This window comes from Labrys monachus (genome assembly GCF_030814655.1).
Taxonomy (GTDB): domain Bacteria; phylum Pseudomonadota; class Alphaproteobacteria; order Rhizobiales; family Labraceae; genus Labrys; species Labrys monacha.
The window spans coordinates 4,533,643-4,551,652 of sequence record NZ_JAUSVK010000001.1; the positions used below are offsets into that span (position 1 = coordinate 4,533,643).

An 18,010-nucleotide genomic window follows, 5' to 3' on the forward strand; every position below is an offset into this window, starting at 1 on the left:
GGCTGGCTGCATCATCCGTAGCGCTGGCCTCCGCCGAACCAGTCGTCGAATTTCGGCGCCGTGCGCACGACGACGCTGCGCTTGCGCTGGTAGCTCTTGAGCGCATCCCAGCCGTTTTCCTTGCCGTAGCCGCTGTTGGCGTAGCCGCCCCAGATCGAGCGCGGATCGTTCTTGTGGTGATCGTTGATCCAGACGATTCCGGCCCTGACGGCCCCCGCGACGCGATGGGCCCGGGCGACATTGCCGGTCCATACGGCAGCGCCGAGGGCGAAGGGCGTGTCGTTGGCGAGCCGCAGCGCCTGCTCCTCCGTCTCGAACCGGCTCACCGCCGCCACGGGACCGAAGACCTCCTCGCGGAAGAGCGACATGGCCGGCGTCACATCGGCGAGAATCGTCGGCTCGACGAAATTGCCGCGGTCGAAAGGCGCGGCGAGATCCGGCCTGGCGCCGCCGCAGACGAGGCGCGCGCCCTGCGCCACGGCCTCGGCGGCAAAGGCCAGGCAGCGATCGCGCGATAACGGCGTGATGACCGGCCCCATGTCGGTCTCGGCCAGGGCGGGATCGCCGACCCGCAGGGCCTCCGCGCGACGGGCGAAAGCCGCCAGGAAAGCGTCATGGATATCGGAGGCGACGAGAAAGCGGCTGGCGGAAACGCAGGTCTGGCCCGCGGCCACGAAGGCCGAGAACACGGCGGCGGCCGCCGCCTCCTCGACATCCGCATCCTCGAAGACGAGGACGGGCGTCTTTCCGCCCAGTTCCAGCGTGCAGGGGACGAGACGCTGGGCCGCCGCCGCGGCAACGATGCGGCCGGTGGCGGTGCCGCCGGTGAGGTCGATATGCTGCACCTGCGGCGACGCGCAGAGCAGCGCCCCCGTGCGGCCGTCGCCGGTCACGACATTCACGAGCCCTTCCGGCAGGCCGGCCTCCGTCGCCCATTGCGCCAGCAGGAGCGGCGTCACCGGCGCGAGCTCCGACGGCTTGACGACCACCGCATTGCCGGCGGCCAGCGCGGCCGCGAGCTTCTTCACCAGGATGAGGATGGGATGGTTCCACGGCGTCAGCAGCGCACAGACGCCGTGGGGCTCATAGGCGGTATAGGTGAGGAAGCCGCCCCGAACCCGGTTGGATTCGCCTTCGAGCCCGGCCGCGATGCCGCCGAAATAGTCGAGCCATTCCGGGATCCTGCCCATCTGGGCCCGCATTTCGCGAATGGGCCGCCCGGTGATCGCGGCCTCCAGTTCGGCCAGCTCCGGCATTTTCCGGCGCAGGCAGTCGGCAAGGGCGCGCAGATGCCGCCCGCGGTCGAGCGGATCGACGAACCTCCAGCGTTCGGACGCCGCCTGGGCCGCGTTCGTCGCCGAGGCGACGTCGGCCTCGTCGGCGATCGGCACGGTGCCGAGCCCGGCCCCGGTCGCCGGGCTGACGACGGAGAGCCGCCCCTCGCCCGCCGCCTTCCGCCAGGCGCCGCCATAATGGATGTGCCCGTCCGGCCATGCCGCACCGGGCGGCTCAGGGATGGCGTCTGCGTGCTGCATCGAGAACTCCTGCCCTTCGCCCGGGCGCCGCAACGCGTCGACCGCAGCGAAGTGACATGGAGGCTATACCGAGTGCCCGTCGCGCCTCAATATGCCGGGAGCACAAATTCGGTGCACCAAAGGCCTATATTTTGTACACCAATATCGCTCCCGGTTATGCGACAACCATGGCTTCTGTGGACACAACCCGCTTTGCGATGTGCCGAGAAGACTTGTCTCGTTGCGAAACGAGCAGGGGCGTTGTAACGGCGCGGGGTGGTAGTCTGGCTTACGGCAACGCCGCCCGGTGCATCCGGCTGAAGCAGCGAGGTAGATGAATGAGCGAGGCCGATCACGCCACGCCGACGGCGGCCAAGCGCTCCGGCAAGGACGCGCGCGCCTCGCAGCCGGCCGCGCAGGCGATGACATCGCCTGGCGCCTCGCCGAATGCGACGGGTCGCGGCGCCGCGTCCCGATCCGCCGCCAGCCACGCCAACGAGATCGTCGCGAAGCTTGAGGCGGAGATCCTGCAGGGCCGGCTGCCGCCGGGCACCAAGCTCGACGAGCGCGCCCTGGCCGAGCGCTTCGGCGTCTCGCGCACGCCCGTCCGCGAAGCGCTCCATCGCCTGTCGGCGAGCGGGCTGGTCGGCCTCGGCGGCCGGCAGGGCGCGCAGATCGTGCGCCTCCAGGTCAGCGATCTCCTCGACGCCTTCTTCGTGGTCGCGGAGCTCGAGGGAATGGCCGCCCGGCTGGCGGCCCGCCGCATCCGTCCCGAAGAGCGCGAGGTGCTTCGCGCCCTGCACGAGGAATGCGCCCGCCATTGCGCGGATGGCGACGAGGAGGCCTTCTTCCTCGCCAATACGGATTTTCACAGCGCCATCATCAAGGCGAGCCGCAACCGCATCCTGCAGGACCAGCTTCGCAACGCGCGTCTGCTGGTCGCCCCCTATCGCTATTACGCGACCTTCCGCCCGGGCCGGATGGTGTCCTCCATTCCCGAACACGAAGAAATCATGACGGCCATCTTCCAGGGAGACGGGGCCAAGGCGGCTTCGCTGATGTCGGCCCATGTCAATCTGCTCGGAGACAATCTGAGCGACGTCCTCCATATCCTGGAAAGCCACACCCAGGCGGCCGACTGAGCTTCGATCGTCCAGCCGGAAAACCGCCGGCGCGACGCGCCGCCCTCGCCCGGGGTCCTCATCGATGAGGCCGGCTTCCTCTCCCTTTGCAGGGCTCGAACGAACGCCGCGAGCGGTGCCGCCCGCCCGTTCAGGCCGTGCCGGCGGCGATCTTGAACGCGATGGGGACGGAGAGCCGGGACCCTCCATAGGCGGCGGCCTTCGCCGCCGCGGCACGGCGGAAGCGCTCGCGCTCCTCCTCGCCGAGGCCGGCGATGATCGTGCCCAGACGTGCGAAGCTGTTCCGCGCCAGGGACCAGAGCGCGTCGAAGTCGGGCAGATCGTGGATGTCCGCATGGCCGACGATCGAGACGTCACGAAAGCCGGCGTCCGCGAACGCGGCGCGGAGGACGTCGTCATCGGAAAAATGGAAGGCACCCGGCCCCGGCGGCAGGCTGTCCGGGATGGGAATGCCCTCCTCCTGCAGCACCTCGAAGAACAGCCCGTTGATGCGCGAGCGGGCCGGCCCCTCCCACCACGACACTGCGAGGCGTCCCCCAGGGGCGAGGACGCGCGCGAACTCCGCGAAGGCCTTTTCGGGCGCGGGAAAATGGCCGATGCCGAAATTGCAGAGGACGACGTCGAACGAGCCGTCGCCGAAGGGCAAGGCCTCGGCGTCGGCGACGCGGAAGGCCGCCTGCGGGTGGAGGTTCGCCGCGAGCTCGACCATGCGGGGCGAAAGATCGACGCCCGTCGCCACCGCGCCGAGCCCGGCCGCCCTGGCCGCCAGCAGCCCCGGCCCGGTCGCGACGTCGAGCACGCGGTCTCCCGCCCCGACGGCGGCACCGGTCAGGAGGAAAGGATGGGCCCGTTCCGTCACCGGGGTGAAGGCGGCGTGGTAGCCGGGCGCGATGCGGTCGTGGACCGCCCGCTCGAAATCGGTGAACGCGCTCGACCTGTTCATGGGAGGCACCGCCTGGCCGGGGTTGGGACATCCGCCCGCGCAAGGCCTTCGACACGCGGGCCGAACCGCGACAATGCAGCAACGGAGGCTGGAAACAAGCGGGGCATGGCAGAAAAGCGGCCCTGTCCCGCCGGCGCGGCCGGAACGCCATCAGGGAGCCGCACATGCGCCAGGCTCGCGGTCGGAGGGTCGATCACCGATCGACCTCTTCCTTTCCGGCAGACGTAGCGGCTCCAAGACGGGCGATCGGTGATCGCCCCTCCATCGTCACGCCCTGCCCGGCGGCTTCGCCGCTCTCGGCGCGGCCACGGAGCGGCGGATGACGAGTTCGACGGGCAGGTGCTCGACCGTCGCCTTGGTCGATTTCTTGTTCAGGCCGGCGATGAGCAAGGCCATGCCCCGCTGTCCCATGGCATCCACCGGCAGGCGGATGCTGGTGAGGGGCGGGCTGAGAAGATGGAAGGGCGCGACGTCGTCGCCGCCGATCAGCGACATGTCCTCGGGCACCCGCACGCCCCTCTCCTGCAGCAATTCGATCGCGCCGATGGCGATCTCGTCGCTGGCGAAGATCAGCGCCGTGGTTCCGTCGCTCCTGTCGAGCAGCGCCTGCGCGGCCCGGCGGCCATGGCCGGGCGAATATTCGCCATAGAGGAGAGCCGTCAGTTCGGCCTCCACCCCGGATTCGGCGACGGCCTTCCGGCATCCGGCCAGCCGGTCGCGCGAACTCATCATGTGTTCGGGCCCGGAGAGGATGGCGATCCGCCGATGGCCGGCCTCGATCAAGTGCTTCGTCGCGAGATAGCCGGCCTGGGCGTTGTCGCTGAAGATCTTGGCGCCGCGCGCGCCCTCGATGTCCTCGTCGAGGATCACCACCCGCCGATTGGTCTGGTTGATGAGGTCCGCCAGCGACCCGTCATTGGGATGGTTGGTCACGAAGATCAGGCCGTCGAGATAGTTGGTCGCCAGCCGGCGCAGATATTCCTGCTCGCGATCCCGGCGATTGAGGGTGACGCACAGGAGCAGGGCCAGGCCGCGCTTATGGGCCGCCTGCTCGACCGACGCGGCGAGCTTGGCGAAATAGGGATTGCCGATGTCGGGAATGACCAGGCCGACGGTATCCGAGCGCCCGCGGCTCAGGCTGCGGGCGTGGGGATTGGGCTGGTAGCCGAGTTCGCGGACCGCGTCCTCGATCATCGCCACGGTATCGTCGGGCAGTTTGATGCGCCCGTTGAGGTGGCGCGAGACGGCGGTCACCGAGAGACCGGCAAGCCGTGCAACGTCGATCAGCCGAGCCGCCACGTCCCCTCACCTCGACCAAAGCGTGCGGCGCAATCCCACTTCGGGCCCATCGCTCCCGCCGCCTCCGGTCCTCGGGACGAATTCCTGAAGGGGAGCCAGCCCGGCCTCGCGGCGAAGCCGGCGGGCTTGCGCCCGGCCCGGCTCCCGGGAGCGGCTTGCTTCAGGCCTCGGCCCGTTCGGAGAGTTGCTCATTGCCATGCGTGAGCCGGTCTATCCGATAGGGGAGATTCGGTACAGGCTCGCCCACGACCTCCGCACCGCCGCGGAGAAAGGGCATCGCATTGCCCCACAGCATCGTCTTGTCCGCGGTGAGGACGGGCTCGGGCGAATATTGCGCGATATAGGCGCGGCGCAGCCGCGGCGTGAGATTGGCGCCGCTCGAATGCATGGTCAGGCTGCTGAACACCGCGAGCGTGCCGGCCTTGGCGATCACCGGCACGCCCTTGGCGGGGCCGAAATAGCCGACCCAGTCATTCGAGGGCGGATCGAATTCGTGGCGGACCCAGGTCCTGATGCCGGCCTCGCTGGTCGGCAGGATGTAGATGGTGCCGTTCTCCTCGGTGACGTCGTCCAGGGGGCACCAGACGGTGATGTAGGGCTTATGGTCGATGTCGCCGTCGACGGCATTGACGTAGCCGGAGTCCTGGTGCCAGGCGAGCTTCATGCCGCCCTCGGCCCCCTTCACGACGAAGCCGTCGAAGAAGAGGTAGGCATCCGGCCCGACCAGCGCCTCGCACACCTTCTTCAGCACCTCGCCGAACAGATAAGAGCCGAGGCCCGGCCTGTCCCGGACCGCGAAGGCGGCGTGATAGCGCTTGTTGCGATGGGTGATGCCGAGTTGGTCGACGCCGAGCCTGTCCATCTTCTCATCCTCGCGGCGGACGAAATAGGCGCACTCGTTCCTGAGCATCTCGATCAGTTCGGCCGGGACGGCATTCTCGAAGAGGACATATCCCTCCTGGCGGAAATGCCGGGCCTGCTCGTCGGTGACTTCGAAACCATCCATGGATCTGCTCCTCCTCGGACAAGCCGTTGCGGACGCGGCACGCCGGCCCCCGAACCTATGCGCGCAACGCTGCGACCTGCCGCATGAACGCCGACACCTTGGCCTGGTCGACGGGGTCCCACCACACGCCGCCGGCCTTCAGGAAGCTGCCGATGATGACGCCGTCGGCATGCCTGAAGATGCCCTCGATATTGCCGTCGGTGACGCCGCTCCCGACCAGCAGGGCCAGCCCGGTCGACCGCCCGATCATCGCGAGCTCGTCGAAATCGACCGGATCGCCCGTGCGCTGCCCGGTCGCGATCACGGCGTCGGCGCCGAAGAATTCGACGTCCCGGGTCAGTTCGGCGACCGAACGGTCCGCCACGATGGCATGCGCCCCGTGCTTCACATGGGTGTCGGCGAAGATCATCACGTCCTTGGCGCCGATCGCGGCGCGGTAGCGCAGGACCCTGGCCGCCTCACCCTCGATGAAGCCCTCATTGGCGACATAGGCGTTCGCCCACTGGTTGACCCGCACGAACGCCGCGCCCGCCGCCTTGGCCACCGCAAGGGCCGGAATGGCGGCATTGGCGAGCACGTTGATGCCGATGGGAACGTCGAAGGCGCGCCGCACCCTTTCCGTCACCACCGCCATGGCGGCGGCCGTCTCGGGACCGATCTCGCCGGGCTTGAGGAAGGGGATGTCGCCATGGTTCTCGATGATGAGCCCGTCGATGCCGCCGCGGACATAGGCCTCCGCATCGCGCAGGGCGCGATCATAGACGGGCTCGACCGGGCCGCCCTCGAAGCCGGGCGCGCCCGGAAAGGCGGGACAGTGAACCACGCCGATCGCAACTTTCGTCTTTCCAAACGCTCGAAGAATAGCGTTCCCCCGATTTTGCGATATCGACAGACTCATGGCAGTCCTCAAAATTGATAAAGGCATTTAGTAAAACGCTTTACAAAACGAGTCAATGTCGAAAATATTCGCAAGTTGCTCCATTTTTGGCCTTGATATCGAATTTTCGGTGTGTCCACCCTTAGTCAGCTCAAGGTTTGGCTTTGATCCGGGAGGTTGATCATGAAACGCACGCCTGTGAAACGTATATTTGCGAGGAGCGCCTTGCTGAGACGGGCATGCCTCGTGCTCCTCGGCGCCGCGGGTCTGGCGGGCCATGCCGGCGCGGCATCGGCGGCCGACCGGCCGACGATCTGCTACGTCACCTTCAGCCTGCAGGTCGAATATTTCCAGCTGGGCGTCGGCGGCGCCAAGAAGGCTGCGCAGGAACTCGGCGCCGACCTCATCGTGCATGATCCGCAGGCCGATACCGGCAAGCAGGTCAGCGACTTCGAGGACTGCATCGCCCGCAAGGCGAGCGCCATCATCATCGACCCCATCGAATCGACGGCGCTCGCCGGTCCCATCGAGGAGGCCGGCAAGGCGGGCATTCCGATTGCAGCGCTCGATACGCCGATCAAGAGCCCCTATGTCGTCGTGCAGCTCGGCATTCCGCAGTTCGACGCCTCGCGCGAATTCGGCCAGTTCGTTTCCGGCTACATCATCGGCAAGATGGGCGGCACCGCCAAGATCGGCGTCATGCTCGCCTCCTCCGAAGTGCAGCTGGCGCGGCGGGACGGCTTCCTCGAAGCCCTCAAGGACGTCCCCCACGCCACCGTCGTCGCCACCGGCGACGGGCGCAACATCCTGGAACAGGCGCAGGCCGCCGCCGAGAACATGCTGACGGCCCATCCCGAGATCAACGTGATCTACGCCACCGGCGACCCGCAGCTGCAGGGCGCCCTGGCCGCCGCCCAGTCCCAGGGACGGCAGATCGCGTTCTTCGGGTGGGACGACGTGCCCGAACCCTTCGTCAAGCCGCTGCAGGACGGCCGGATCATCGGCTTCGTCATGCAGAAGCCCCAGGTCGGCGGCGAGATGGCCGTGCGCTTCCTCATGCAGAAGCTGAAGGGCGAGCCGATCCCGGCGCGCTACACCTATAATCCGACCATCATCACGCACGACAATCTCGAACAGAACCGCTGATCGCCCGGCGTGCCGCCGGCCCTGGCCGGCGGCATCCGCGGCAAGGCGCAGCTCGCCTCGTGCAATTCTTCGAAGGCATATCGATGGAAGCGAAGGCCTATCAAGCAACCAAACCGGATCGGGCCGCGGCCCGGCCGTCAGGCCTCGACCTCAGGGCCCGGCGCTTCGCCGTGTGGGCGGTCCGCTACGGCACCTTCATCGGGCTGGTGATCTGGCTGGTCGCCATGTCCTTCTCCTCGGACTATTTCCTCACCGGCCTCAACCTCCTCAACGTCGCCAAGCAGACGTCGCCGATCATCGTCATGGGCGTGGGCGCGACCTTCGTGATGGCGACGGGCGGCATCGACCTCTCGGTCGGCTCGATCGTCGCGCTGGTCTCCTGCCTGGCGACCGCCTGGCTCGCCGACGGCGTTCCCCCCGGCCTGGCGATCCTGGGCGTGCTCGGCGTCGGCGCCGGCCTCGGCGTGATCAACGGCTTCCTGGTCCGGCTCGGCATTCCCCCGTTCATCGCCACGCTCGCCGGCCTCGTCTCCATCCGGGGCCTCGCCTTCGTCTACAGCAACGGCTACGCCAAGCCGATCACCGATCCGTTCGTCCTGTGGATCGGGCGAGGCAGCCTCGCCGGCGTCGACGTGCCGATCCTGATCGCCGCCGTCGTCGCGGCGGTCGGCATGTTCGCGCTCAACCGCACCCAGTTCGGCATCCATGCCCTCGCGCTCGGCGGGCGCGAGGAAGCGGCGCGCGTCATGGGGCTTCCGAACGGCCGGCTGAAGATCCTCGTCTACGCGATCTCGGGCGGGCTCGCGGCGCTGGGCGGCATCATCGTCGCGGCGCGGCTTTCCAACGGCTCGCCCAATGCCGGCATCGGACTGGAACTCGACGTGATATCGGCGGTGGTGCTGGGCGGCACCAGCCTGTTCGGCGGCTCGGCGACCGTGCTGGGGACCATCGTCGGGGCCCTGTTCATCAGCTTCATCCGCAACGGGCTGAACCTGCTCGACGTCAATCCCTACTGGGTCCAGGTCGTCACCGGCATCGTGCTCGTCGCGGCCGTCCTACTCAACACCATCATGAACAAACGCGTGGAACAATGGGCGCGGATTTCCGCGAGCGACGAATGACGACGCCTCTCATCCGGATGGAGAACATCTCCAAGAATTTCGGCGCCGTCCGCGCCTTGTCGCATGTCGGCCTCAGCGTCGGCCCGGGCGAGGTTCTCGGCCTCGTCGGCGACAATGCGGCCGGCAAGTCGACCTTGATGAAGGTGCTGAGCGGCGCCCACCGGCCGGACGGCGGCACGATCGAGGTCAACGGCGCCGCCGTCGCCTTTCACGGCCCCCATGACGCCCGCGCGGCCGGCATCGAGATGATCTACCAGGACTACGCCCTGGTGCCGGCGCTGACGGTGACGCAGAACATCTTCCTCGGCCGCGAGGTCCTGAGCGCCGTGCCCTTCCTGCGCATCCTGCAGCGGCGGCGGATGGACCAGCGCGCCAAGGCGCTCTTCACCAGCCTCGGCCTGCGGGTCCCCTCCGTCTCCAGCCCGGTCCGGGAGCTCTCCGGCGGCCAGCAGCAGGCGGTCGCCATCGCCCGCGCCATCGGCTTCGACGCCAAGCTCGTCATCATGGACGAACCCACCGCCAATCTCGGCGCCCCCGCCATCGCCAAGGTTCGGGACACCATCGCCCGGCTCAAGCAGCAGGGGGTGGCGGTCATCCTGATCAGCCACCGGCTCGAGGACGTCTTCGCAGTGGGGGACCGCTTCGTCGTCATGAAGCACGGCCACGTCATCGCCACGCGCGACGTCGGCGACACCGACGCCGACGAGATCGTCAGGATGATCGTTTCCGGCACCGACGTCCGGAAGGCGAAGGCCGACCCGTCGGGCGTTGGAACGTGACATGAAGGTCATCGTCGTCGGCAATTGCACGGTGGACCTGTCCTTCGCCGTTCCGAGCCTGCCCCGCATCGGCGAGACCGTCCTCGCCGACGGGAAGACCGTCGATCTCGGCGGCAAGGGCGCCAACCAGGCCGTGGTCGCCTCGCGCTTCGGCGTCGAGAGCCTGCTGGCCGCCCCGATCGGCCTCGACCGCGACGGCGACTGGGCCTGCGAGCGCCTGGCGGCGGAGGGCCTGTCGCCGGCCGCGCTGCTGCGCGTCGAGGCACCCACCGACCAATCGGTGATCTGGGTCTCCGCCGACGGCGAGAACAGCATCGTCAGCACCCATGGGGCGGCGCGCGAGGCGAGCCCGGCCTGGGCCGAGGAGACCCTCCGGCGCCATGCCGCGCCCGGCGACATCCTGCTCATGCAGGGCAATCTCACGGTGGAGACGACGCGGGCCGCCCTCGCCGCCGGCCGCCGGGCCGGCATGACGACGATGCTCAATCCCGCGCCGATCCAGCCCGGCTACGAGGCGCTGCTGCCGCTCGTCGACGTCGCCGTGCTCAACCGGATCGAGGCGACGGTCTTCGGCCGGCATGACGATCCGCTGGCGGGCGGCGCCTCGCTCCGGGCCGCCGGCGTGCCGCGCGTGATCGTGACGCTGGGCGCGGACGGCGCCGTGCTGATGGAGGAAGGCGGCGCCACGCGAGTGCCGGCGCCCCCCGTCGAGGCGATCGACGCCGTCGGGGCCGGCGATACCCTGTGCGGGGCGCTCGCCGCCGCGCTGACGCGGGGCGCCTCCTTCCGGGACGCGCTCGCCCTCGCCGTCGAGGCCGCCTCGCTCACCGTGACCCGCAAGGGCACGCAGACCTCCTTTCCAACCAGGGCCGAATGTGCGGCCCTCTGCGAGAAACATGCATGCTAGAACAGCTTCTTTCCGATGAGATCCTGCAGGCGAACGCCGATGTCTGGGAGGCTATGCAGCATCACCGCTTCGTGGCGGACATCGAGGCGGACCGGCTCGATCCCGCCGTGTTTCGCCGCTACCTCGTCTATGAGAACGCCTTCGTCGAGACGGCGATCTCGATCTTCGGCCATCTCCTGGTCAAATCGCCGGGCCTCGCCGAGCAGCACAAGCTCATCCAGGTGCTGAAGGCCCTGTCCGAGGAACAGATCGCCTATTTCCGCGAGACCTTCGAAGCGCTCGGCATCCCCTATGCCGATCCGGCGACACTCGACCTGCCGATGCCGGTGCTGTCCTTCCAGCAGGGCATGCTCTCCTTCGCCGCCCATGGCGCCTATGTCGACGGCGTCGCGGCGATGTTCGCGGCGGAATGGATGTATTGGCACTGGAGCCGGCGCGTCATCGCGCAGCCGATCTCGGAGCCGGTTCTGCGCCGCTGGGTCGCGCTCCACACCGACGAAGCCTTCGCCGCGCAGGCCCGATGGCTCAAGGACCAGCTCGATGCCGCCGGCCGCAGCCTCGACAAGGCGGCGCGCAAGCGCATTTCGAAGGTGTTCCGGAACGCCCTCAAATTCGAGATCGATTTCCACTCGGCGCCCTATTCGGCGGCGCCCTGACGGGGATCGGGGGGGCCGGAGCCCGAAACCCTCCCGACGGCCGCCGCGCGCGCCTGCTTCCGCCTGCCACGGAACCAAAGCCGCCCTCGCCTCATTCGACCACGACACCCCCTCGTCGAATTTGGAGCGATCGTCATGAAGGCAGGATCCTGGCTCGTCGTCGCAATTCTGGCCGCCGCACCGTTTGCGACGGCCGTTGCCGCGCAGGAAAAGAACGCCCCGTCTTCGCCGTCCGCCCCCTGCCAGGCCGATCCCGGCAACGGGACGCAGGCGCCGGCGCAGAACACGGACAAGATCACCCGCTGCGACGGCGTTCTCAAGCCGCCGTCGACGATGGACCACGGGATGGAAAAGCAGCCTCCCCGGCAGGGCGACACGCCCGTCATCCGCCCGGAGGACGTGCCGCCGCAGCAGGCACCCCAATAGGTCAGGGGGCGGTCTCGACGCCTGTCTGAAGAAGAGCAGCGGCGATCGCCTCGCCCTCCTCCCCCGTCGTACCGGCCGGCATCTGCTTCTGCGCGCGGCCATACCAGTAGCGTGCGTTCGACAGGTCGCCCTCGACCCGGTGAAGCCAGGCATGCACCCAGGCGCTGTCCTGGTCGCTCCCGGCCTGGACGATCTCGTGCGCCGAGTCCCATTCCCCCCGCAGCCCATGCCAGATGGCGCGGAGCGGCGCCGTCATCGGCGCGGGCGGCTCCTCGAATCGCAGACTGGCGAGGAAATTTGCAGCGCGGTCCTTCATCGCAACCTCCGTCAGGAAAGCTCGGCCTCCGGGATGGATACGGGGGGCGGCCCCTGCCCCGCCGGTTCGCCGAGCGGATTCGTCCCTCGAATGCGATCGCCGCTGCCGGCATGCCGGCCCATCCCGGCCAATATTCTATCAGGAAACACGGCGTCTTCCAGGAGGCGGCGGGCAATCCGGCCGGGCGACCGACATCGCACCGGATATCGGAATTCGTGATATCGCGTAATCTAATTTCCGATTTTACAATAGGATGACGGCTTGCAACTCTAGGTTCGAGACGTATGCGAGAGGGAGACGGCCACACCATGGTGCTCATCAATTGCGACATGGGCGAAAGCTTCGGCATCTGGCGCCTGGGCGACGATGCCGGCATCATGCCCTCCATCCATATCGCGAATGTGGCCTGCGGCTTCCACGGCTCCGACTTCAATCACATGCGCACGACGGTCCGGCTGGCCAAGAGCCACGGTGTGCGGGTGGGCGCGCATCCCTCGCTTCCCGACCTCCAGGGCTTTGGCCGGCGCGAGATGAAGATCGGCCGCGAAGAGCTCGCCAATTGCCTGATCTACCAGATCGGCGCCCTCAAGGGCTTTCTCGACGCCGAGGGCATGACGCTCAACCACATCAAGCCGCATGGCTCGCTCTACGGCATGGCGGCGCGCCAGCCCGATATCGCCCATGCGATCTGCGATGCCGCCGACATCTTCAAGGTGCCGCTGATCGGCATGATCGACACGCTGCACGCCACCGTCTATCCCGAACGCGGCCACGCCTTCATTCCCGAATTCTACGCCGATCTCGATTATGCCGATGACGGCGCGCTGATCATCACCCGCGAGCATCCGCCCGTCGATCCCGACCTTGCCGCCCGGCGCTGCCTGCGCGCCATCCGCGAGGGGCTGGTCAGCTCGACCGGCGGCAGGGACATCCGCGTCCGGGCGGATACGATCTGCATCCATTCCGATACGCCGGGCGCTGACCAGGTGGCCAGAGTTTTGCATGAGACATTGCTAGCGGAAGGCATATCATCCGCGCCCACGCATTGAAGCGACCGGCACCTCAACCGAAACAGGCAAAAATGGCCATCAAGACCATCCAGGCTCCCCTTCCAGGAACCTTCTACCGCTCTTCCGCCCCGGACAAGCCCCCCTTCAAGACCGAAGGGGACAAAGTGGCGGCCGGCGACACCATCGGCCTCATCGAGGTGATGAAGACCTTCTCCCCCGTGGTCGCCGAGGAAGCCGGCACCCTCGTCGCCTTCCATGTCGACAATGAGGATGCCGTCATGGCCGGCCAGCCGCTCTACGATCTCGACGAAGGCTGACCATGACGATCCGCAGGATCTTCGTCGCCAATCGCGGAGAGATCGCCGTCCGCATCATCAGGGCCGCCAGGGAATTGGGGATCGGCACCGTCCAGGCCTACAGCGCGGCGGACCGGGACATGCTCGCCGTCCGCCTCGCCGACACCGCGGTGCCGGTCGGTCCGGCCCATGCCAAGAAATCCTACCTCAACAAGGACGCCATGCTGAAGGCGGCCATCGAGCATGGCTGCGACGCGGTGCATCCGGGCTACGGCTTCCTGTCGGAGAATGCGGACTTCGCCGGCATGGTCGAGGACGCGGGCCTCGTCTTCATCGGTCCGAAGGCGGAGACCATCCGCGCCATGGGCGACAAGGCGACCGCCCGCATCATGGCGGCCCGGGCCGGCGTACCGACGGTGCCGGGCAGCGAGGGCCGCATCGAGGACCCCGGCGAGGCCCTGCGCATCGCCGAATCCATCGGCTATCCCGTGATGATCAAGGCCTCGGCCGGCGGCGGCGGGCGCGGCATCCGCGTCGCCGCCTCGCCCGCCGATCTCGATCGGCTCATTCCCCAGGCGAGCGCCGAGGCGCTGGCCGCCTTCGGCGACGGCGGCCTCTATCTCGAGCGCTTCGTGCCGCGCGCCCGCCATGTCGAGGTGCAGATCCTCGGCGACGGCGAGAACGTCATCCATGCCTATGAGCGCGAATGCTCGCTGCAGCGCCATCGCCAGAAGGTATGGGAGGAGGCGCCCGCCGCCTGCCTGTCCCCCGCCGTCCGCGAGGAGCTCTGCGCGTCGGCGGTGCGGCTGGCCAAATCCGTGTCCTATCGCGGCGCCGGCACGCTGGAATATCTCTACGACGCCGATCGCGGCGACTTCTTCTTCATCGAGATGAACACCCGCATCCAGGTCGAGCATCCGGTGTCGGAGATGATCACCGGCATCGATCTCGTCCGCGAGATGATCCGCGTGGCGGGCGGGGAGAAGCTGTCGCTCTCCCAGGATCAGGTCCGCCTCGGCGGCCACGCCATCGAGGTGCGCATCAACGCCGAGGACCCGGCGATGGGGTTCAGGCCGGCGCCGGGCACCATCTCCGCGCTCTCCGTGCCCGGCGGCATGGGCGTGCGCTTCGACACCATGCTCTATCAGGGCTACAGCGTGCCGCCCTTCTACGATTCCCTGCTCGGCAAGCTGATCGTCTGGGACACCGACCGCCCCGCCGCCCTCCGGCGCCTGGCGCGGGCGCTGGACGAATTGAAGGTCGAGGGCGTGCCGACCACGGCGGCGCTGCATCGCGCGCTCGCCGGCGATCCGCAGATCCAGGCCGGCGACGTGCATACCCGCTGGCTGGAAGGCTGGCTCGAAACAAATCCGCTGACGCCCGAACAGGGTTCCCCCCTGCCCCTCACTGCCTGAAGGAAAGCTCGATCGATGCGGTATTCGTTCGGAGGCGACGAACATATCTTCGTCGAGGTCGACTCGGAGATGTCCCTCGAGGCCTTCTTCAAGAGCCTCTCGATGACCAATGCGGTGCGTGAGAGCCGCATCAGGGGCGTGACGGAGATCTGTCCCGCCAACGCCTCCTTCCAGATCAAGTTCGACCCGGACGTGATCGCCCCCGACGACATGATGCGGGAGATCCAGGCCCTGGAGGGCGCAGCCGATGCCGGCGACGGCCGGCTCAAGACCCGCATCGTCGAAATCCCCGTGTTCTACGGCGATCCCTGGACCCACGAGACGCTGATGCGCTTTCGCGAGCGCCACCAGGATCCGAACGGGACCGACCTGGACTACGCCGCCCGCGTCAACGGCTATGGCGGAGCGCAGGCCTTCATCGCCGCCCATTCCGGCTCGCCCTGGTTCGTCTCGATGGTCGGCTTCGTCGCCGGCCTGCCCTTCATGTACCAGATGGTGGAGCGCGCAAAGCAGATCGAGGTGCCGAAATATCTGCGTCCGCGCACCGACACGCCGCGCCTCACCGTCGGCCATGGCGGCTGCTTCGGCTGCATCTATTCGGTGCGCGGGGCCGGCGGCTACCAGATGTTCGGCATCACGCCGATGCCGATCTACGATCCCCGCCAGGAGATCAGCTATCTCCGCGACTTCATGATCTTCTTCAAGCCGGGCGACATCGTGAAGTTCAAGCCGGTCGGCCGGGAGGAATACGACGCCGATGTCGAAGCCGTCGACACCGGGCGGTTCACACCGCTGATCCGGGAGGTGGATTTCTCCCTCGAAGCGTTCCAGGCCGATCCTGCCGCCACCAACGACCGGCTTTTGAAGGTGCTCCATGGCTGAGGGGAAGGCTGCCGTGCTCGAAATCGTCAAACCGGGTCTCTCCACCACCGTGCAGGACCTCGGCCGCCCGGGCTATTACCATCTCGGCATTCCCTTGTCGGGCGCCATGGACCGCCAGGCCCTGATCGCAGCCAATCTGCTGGTCGGCAACGACAAGGGCGATGCGGCGCTCGAAGCCGTGTTCATGGGGCCGGAGATCCGCTTCCTGTCCGACGCCCTCGTCGCGGTGACGGGCGCCGAGCTGCCGCCCAAGGTCGATGGCATGGAGCAGCCGACCTGGACCTCCTTCCCGGTCAAGGCCGGACAGGTGCTGTCCTTCGGCTTTCTCAAGAGTGGCGCGCGCGCCTATATCGCCGTCGCCGGCGGCATCGACGTGCCTGTGGTGCTCGGCTCGCGCTCCACCTACACGCTGGGGGCGCTGGGCGGCCATGAAGGCCGGGCGCTGAAGGCCGGCGACCTGCTGCCGACGGGCCCCGCGCGGCCCGCCCCCGCCGGCCGCAGCGTTCCAGCCGATCTCCGCCGCATGCCGGCCACGCCGGGCGTCCTGCGCGTGCTGCCGGGGCTCTACTGGCATCGCATCACCGAGGCGGCCGGGGTGCGCTTCTTCGAGGACAGCTGGAAGGTGGCGCCCGAAGCGGACCGGATCGGCTATCGCTTCCGCGGCGGCCGGCCGCTCGAATTCGTGCCGCGGGAGCAGCCTTTCGGAGCGGGATCCGATCCGTCCAACATCGTGGACAGCTGCTATCCCTATGGCTCGGTCCAGGTGCCCGGCGGCACCGAACCGATCGTGCTGCACCGGGATGCCGTCTCGGGCGGCGGCTATTTCATGATCGGCACCGTGATCTCCGCCGACATGGACCTCATCGGCCAGCTGCAGCCGCACCAGACGGCCCGCTTCGAGGCGGTCGACATGGCCCAGGCCCTGGAAGCGCGGCGGCAGAGCGGCGAGCAGCTCAAAAAATTGGCGGAGATCCTGACGTGACGCCAAACGAGGCAGACCGCGACCGGGATTGCACGCTGGCGCAAGACTCCGTGCACGCACCGACAAGAACCGGCTGCCGCAAGGACGTTTACTGCGATAGTCTCGATGGCCGTCCGCTCGCGGGCAGACGTCAAGGGCCGACGAAACGGCAAACGTAAAGATGCCGGCAGGTATCGAATCCCGGAGGCACCATGTGCGTCGCGTGTTATGTCGACGAGGCGATGAAGCAGAAGATCATCGCCTATAATGCCGAGTTCCACGAAGTCACCCGCAGCCCCTATGGGCGGGACGACGAGATCGGCATGCTCAATCTCATCGACGCGCAGTCGCGCTCCGCGATCGTGAGCCGGGCGGATGCCTCCAAGGTGTTCGACCTCTCGGTCGACCATTTCGTCGGCATGCCCGGCTGGTTCGGCGCGGGCGACCAGCCCTATCAGATCTGGATGACCCATACGCCGGCGGGAGAGGTCGTCGCCAACACCATGGGCGTCAGCCTCGAAGCCAACATGCTGGTGGGCTATTCCGGCGACAGCATCTCGATGTACACCCATTGCGGGACCCACATCGACACGTTCAACCACTTCGGATATCGCGGCAAGATCTTCAACGAGTTCACCGAGAAGGAGCATCTCGGCAGCCGCGCATGGGACAGATGCGGCGCCGAGAAACATCCGCCGATCTTCGCGCGCGGCGTGCTGCTCGACGTCGCCGCCCTGCACGGCGTCAGCGTGCTGCCGCCGAGCCACGCCATCGGCGAGGACGACATCAAGGCCTGCCTGAAGCGGCAGGACCTCGCGCTGCGGCCGGGCGACGTCGTGCTGCTGCGCACCGGCCAGATGACGCTCTGGCCCGACATGGCCTTCGTCAGGAATACGCCCGGCCTCAATCGCCAGGGCGCCGAATTCCTGGCCAAGCACGGCGCCATCATGATCGGCGCCGACAACCTCACGCTGGAGCAGACGCCGGCGGCCGAACCGCTGAACTTCTTCCCGGTCCATACCTATCTGCTCGCCGAAGCCGGGATTCCGATCCTGGAGATGGCGAATCTGGAGGAACTCGCCGCCGAGGGCGTGCATGAATTCGCCTTCTTCGGCGCCTGCATCAAGCTGCGCGGCGCGACGGGCGCGCCGATGCGCCCGGTTGCGATGCCGCTGCGGTGAGGGATGCGTCCAGCCGCAACAAGCTGCGCGCTGGACGACAAGCGGCCTGAACGCTGAGGCCGTTGAATAAGGGGAATGCAGGACAAGGGTGCGCCAGCCGCCCATCCTGCGGAGACGATGGCACGGCCGGCAA

At 67.8% G+C, this 18,010-nt stretch carries 19 protein-coding genes; 13 read left to right on the forward strand and 6 right to left on the reverse strand.

The annotated features are described in order from the left end of the window. Positions 1-11 precede the first annotated feature (11 nt). Positions 12-1,535 carry an aldehyde dehydrogenase family protein gene (locus J3R73_RS20735; RefSeq protein WP_307431239.1) on the reverse strand — a complete coding sequence of 508 codons (1,524 nt, stop codon included), beginning with the start codon at positions 1,533-1,535 and terminating at the stop codon, positions 12-14. Positions 1,536-1,852: 317 nt separating this feature from the next. On the opposite strand from J3R73_RS20735, the gene J3R73_RS20740 reads away from it, so the two are divergent. Continuing rightward, a complete protein-coding gene (locus J3R73_RS20740; protein ID WP_307431242.1) occupies positions 1,853-2,656 on the forward strand; it encodes a GntR family transcriptional regulator in 804 nt (267 codons plus the stop codon). Between the two features lie 130 nt (positions 2,657-2,786). Here the strand turns inward: J3R73_RS20740 and J3R73_RS20745 are convergent, their stop codons facing one another. The 4 genes from J3R73_RS20745 to J3R73_RS20760 all read right to left on the reverse strand — a co-directional run bounded on the left by J3R73_RS20745 (position 2,787) and on the right by J3R73_RS20760 (position 6,802). Further along, complete coding sequence (locus J3R73_RS20745; protein WP_307431245.1) at positions 2,787-3,599, reverse strand: class I SAM-dependent methyltransferase; 813 nt, start codon at positions 3,597-3,599, stop codon at positions 2,787-2,789. 267 nt (positions 3,600-3,866) lie between these two features. Next, complete coding sequence (locus tag J3R73_RS20750; RefSeq protein ID WP_307431248.1) at positions 3,867-4,898, reverse strand: LacI family DNA-binding transcriptional regulator; 1,032 nt, start codon at positions 4,896-4,898, stop codon at positions 3,867-3,869. 160 nt (positions 4,899-5,058) lie between these two features. After that, a complete protein-coding gene (locus J3R73_RS20755) occupies positions 5,059-5,904 on the reverse strand; it encodes a phytanoyl-CoA dioxygenase family protein (protein ID WP_307431252.1) in 846 nt (281 codons plus the stop codon). A gap of 55 nt (positions 5,905-5,959) precedes the next feature. After that, positions 5,960-6,802 (reverse strand): BtpA/SgcQ family protein, encoded by an 843-nt coding sequence (locus tag J3R73_RS20760; protein WP_307431255.1) that lies wholly within the window; start codon positions 6,800-6,802, stop codon positions 5,960-5,962. 162 nt (positions 6,803-6,964) lie between these two features. Here J3R73_RS20760 and J3R73_RS20765 point away from each other — a divergent pair, with 162 nt between their 5' ends. From J3R73_RS20765 to J3R73_RS20790, 6 genes are all read left to right on the forward strand, one after another. Next, entirely contained in the window at positions 6,965-7,927 is a 963-nt protein-coding gene (locus tag J3R73_RS20765) for a substrate-binding domain-containing protein (RefSeq protein ID WP_307431258.1), read from the forward strand. Between the two features lie 83 nt (positions 7,928-8,010). Continuing rightward, a complete protein-coding gene (locus J3R73_RS20770; protein ID WP_307431261.1) occupies positions 8,011-9,048 on the forward strand; it encodes an ABC transporter permease in 1,038 nt (345 codons plus the stop codon). Next, positions 9,045-9,827, forward strand: coding sequence for an ATP-binding cassette domain-containing protein (locus J3R73_RS20775; protein ID WP_307431264.1), 783 nt, complete (start codon positions 9,045-9,047; stop codon positions 9,825-9,827). The genes J3R73_RS20770 and J3R73_RS20775 overlap by 4 nt, the downstream gene beginning before the upstream one ends. 1 nt (position 9,828) lies before the next feature. Then, on the forward strand, positions 9,829-10,734 hold the full coding sequence (locus tag J3R73_RS20780; RefSeq protein WP_307431267.1) for a ribokinase: 906 nt from the start codon (positions 9,829-9,831) through the stop codon (positions 10,732-10,734). Next, positions 10,728-11,390, forward strand: a complete 663-nt coding sequence (locus tag J3R73_RS20785; protein ID WP_307431270.1) for a TenA family protein — start codon at positions 10,728-10,730, stop codon at positions 11,388-11,390. The genes J3R73_RS20780 and J3R73_RS20785 overlap by 7 nt, the downstream gene beginning before the upstream one ends. Before the next feature lie 135 nt (positions 11,391-11,525). Further along, positions 11,526-11,816, forward strand: a complete 291-nt coding sequence (locus J3R73_RS20790) for a hypothetical protein (protein WP_307431273.1) — start codon at positions 11,526-11,528, stop codon at positions 11,814-11,816. A 1-nt stretch (position 11,817) separates the two neighbouring features. Here J3R73_RS20790 and J3R73_RS20795 read toward each other — a convergent pair whose 3' ends face one another. Further along, entirely contained in the window at positions 11,818-12,132 is a 315-nt protein-coding gene (locus J3R73_RS20795; protein ID WP_307431276.1) for a hypothetical protein, read from the reverse strand. 308 nt (positions 12,133-12,440) lie between these two features. Between J3R73_RS20795 and J3R73_RS20800 the strand changes: the two genes are divergently transcribed. The 6 genes from J3R73_RS20800 (at position 12,441) to J3R73_RS20825 (ending at position 17,877) form a co-directional block, all read left to right on the forward strand. Then, positions 12,441-13,181 carry a LamB/YcsF family protein gene (locus J3R73_RS20800; RefSeq protein ID WP_307431279.1) on the forward strand — a complete coding sequence of 247 codons (741 nt, stop codon included), beginning with the start codon at positions 12,441-12,443 and terminating at the stop codon, positions 13,179-13,181. Positions 13,182-13,213: 32 nt separating this feature from the next. Continuing rightward, positions 13,214-13,459, forward strand: a complete 246-nt coding sequence (locus tag J3R73_RS20805; RefSeq protein WP_307431283.1) for an acetyl-CoA carboxylase — start codon at positions 13,214-13,216, stop codon at positions 13,457-13,459. A gap of 2 nt (positions 13,460-13,461) precedes the next feature. Next, positions 13,462-14,853 (forward strand): acetyl-CoA carboxylase biotin carboxylase subunit, encoded by a 1,392-nt coding sequence (locus J3R73_RS20810; RefSeq protein WP_307431285.1) that lies wholly within the window; start codon positions 13,462-13,464, stop codon positions 14,851-14,853. Between the two features lie 15 nt (positions 14,854-14,868). Further along, positions 14,869-15,735 carry a 5-oxoprolinase subunit B family protein gene (locus J3R73_RS20815; RefSeq protein ID WP_307431287.1) on the forward strand — a complete coding sequence of 289 codons (867 nt, stop codon included), beginning with the start codon at positions 14,869-14,871 and terminating at the stop codon, positions 15,733-15,735. Next, positions 15,728-16,717: a 5-oxoprolinase subunit C family protein gene (locus tag J3R73_RS20820; protein WP_307431290.1), complete on the forward strand. Its 990-nt coding sequence runs from the start codon at positions 15,728-15,730 to the stop codon at positions 16,715-16,717. The genes J3R73_RS20815 and J3R73_RS20820 overlap by 8 nt, the downstream gene beginning before the upstream one ends. Positions 16,718-16,908: 191 nt before the next feature. After that, entirely contained in the window at positions 16,909-17,877 is a 969-nt protein-coding gene (locus J3R73_RS20825) for a cyclase family protein (protein ID WP_307431293.1), read from the forward strand. Positions 17,878-18,010 lie beyond the last annotated feature (133 nt).

Coding starts and splice junctions, on each gene's coding strand:
- J3R73_RS20820 (WP_307431290.1), top strand. CDS start 15,728: ATGGCTGAGGGGAAGGCTGCCGTGCTCGAAATCGTCAAACCGGGTCTC.
- J3R73_RS20770 (WP_307431261.1), top strand. CDS start 8,011: ATGGAAGCGAAGGCCTATCAAGCAACCAAACCGGATCGGGCCGCGGCC.
- J3R73_RS20795 (WP_307431276.1), bottom strand. CDS start 12,132: ATGAAGGACCGCGCTGCAAATTTCCTCGCCAGTCTGCGATTCGAGGAG.
- J3R73_RS20790 (WP_307431273.1), top strand. CDS start 11,526: ATGAAGGCAGGATCCTGGCTCGTCGTCGCAATTCTGGCCGCCGCACCG.
- J3R73_RS20815 (WP_307431287.1), top strand. CDS start 14,869: ATGCGGTATTCGTTCGGAGGCGACGAACATATCTTCGTCGAGGTCGAC.
- J3R73_RS20810 (WP_307431285.1), top strand. CDS start 13,462: ATGACGATCCGCAGGATCTTCGTCGCCAATCGCGGAGAGATCGCCGTC.
- J3R73_RS20735 (WP_307431239.1), bottom strand. CDS start 1,535: ATGCAGCACGCAGACGCCATCCCTGAGCCGCCCGGTGCGGCATGGCCG.
- J3R73_RS20765 (WP_307431258.1), top strand. CDS start 6,965: ATGAAACGCACGCCTGTGAAACGTATATTTGCGAGGAGCGCCTTGCTG.
- J3R73_RS20800 (WP_307431279.1), top strand. CDS start 12,441: ATGGTGCTCATCAATTGCGACATGGGCGAAAGCTTCGGCATCTGGCGC.
- J3R73_RS20760 (WP_307431255.1), bottom strand. CDS start 6,802: ATGAGTCTGTCGATATCGCAAAATCGGGGGAACGCTATTCTTCGAGCG.
- J3R73_RS20785 (WP_307431270.1), top strand. CDS start 10,728: ATGCTAGAACAGCTTCTTTCCGATGAGATCCTGCAGGCGAACGCCGAT.
- J3R73_RS20755 (WP_307431252.1), bottom strand. CDS start 5,904: ATGGATGGTTTCGAAGTCACCGACGAGCAGGCCCGGCATTTCCGCCAG.
- J3R73_RS20740 (WP_307431242.1), top strand. CDS start 1,853: ATGAGCGAGGCCGATCACGCCACGCCGACGGCGGCCAAGCGCTCCGGC.
- J3R73_RS20805 (WP_307431283.1), top strand. CDS start 13,214: ATGGCCATCAAGACCATCCAGGCTCCCCTTCCAGGAACCTTCTACCGC.
- J3R73_RS20780 (WP_307431267.1), top strand. CDS start 9,829: ATGAAGGTCATCGTCGTCGGCAATTGCACGGTGGACCTGTCCTTCGCC.
- J3R73_RS20775 (WP_307431264.1), top strand. CDS start 9,045: ATGACGACGCCTCTCATCCGGATGGAGAACATCTCCAAGAATTTCGGC.
- J3R73_RS20745 (WP_307431245.1), bottom strand. CDS start 3,599: ATGAACAGGTCGAGCGCGTTCACCGATTTCGAGCGGGCGGTCCACGAC.
- J3R73_RS20825 (WP_307431293.1), top strand. CDS start 16,909: ATGTGCGTCGCGTGTTATGTCGACGAGGCGATGAAGCAGAAGATCATC.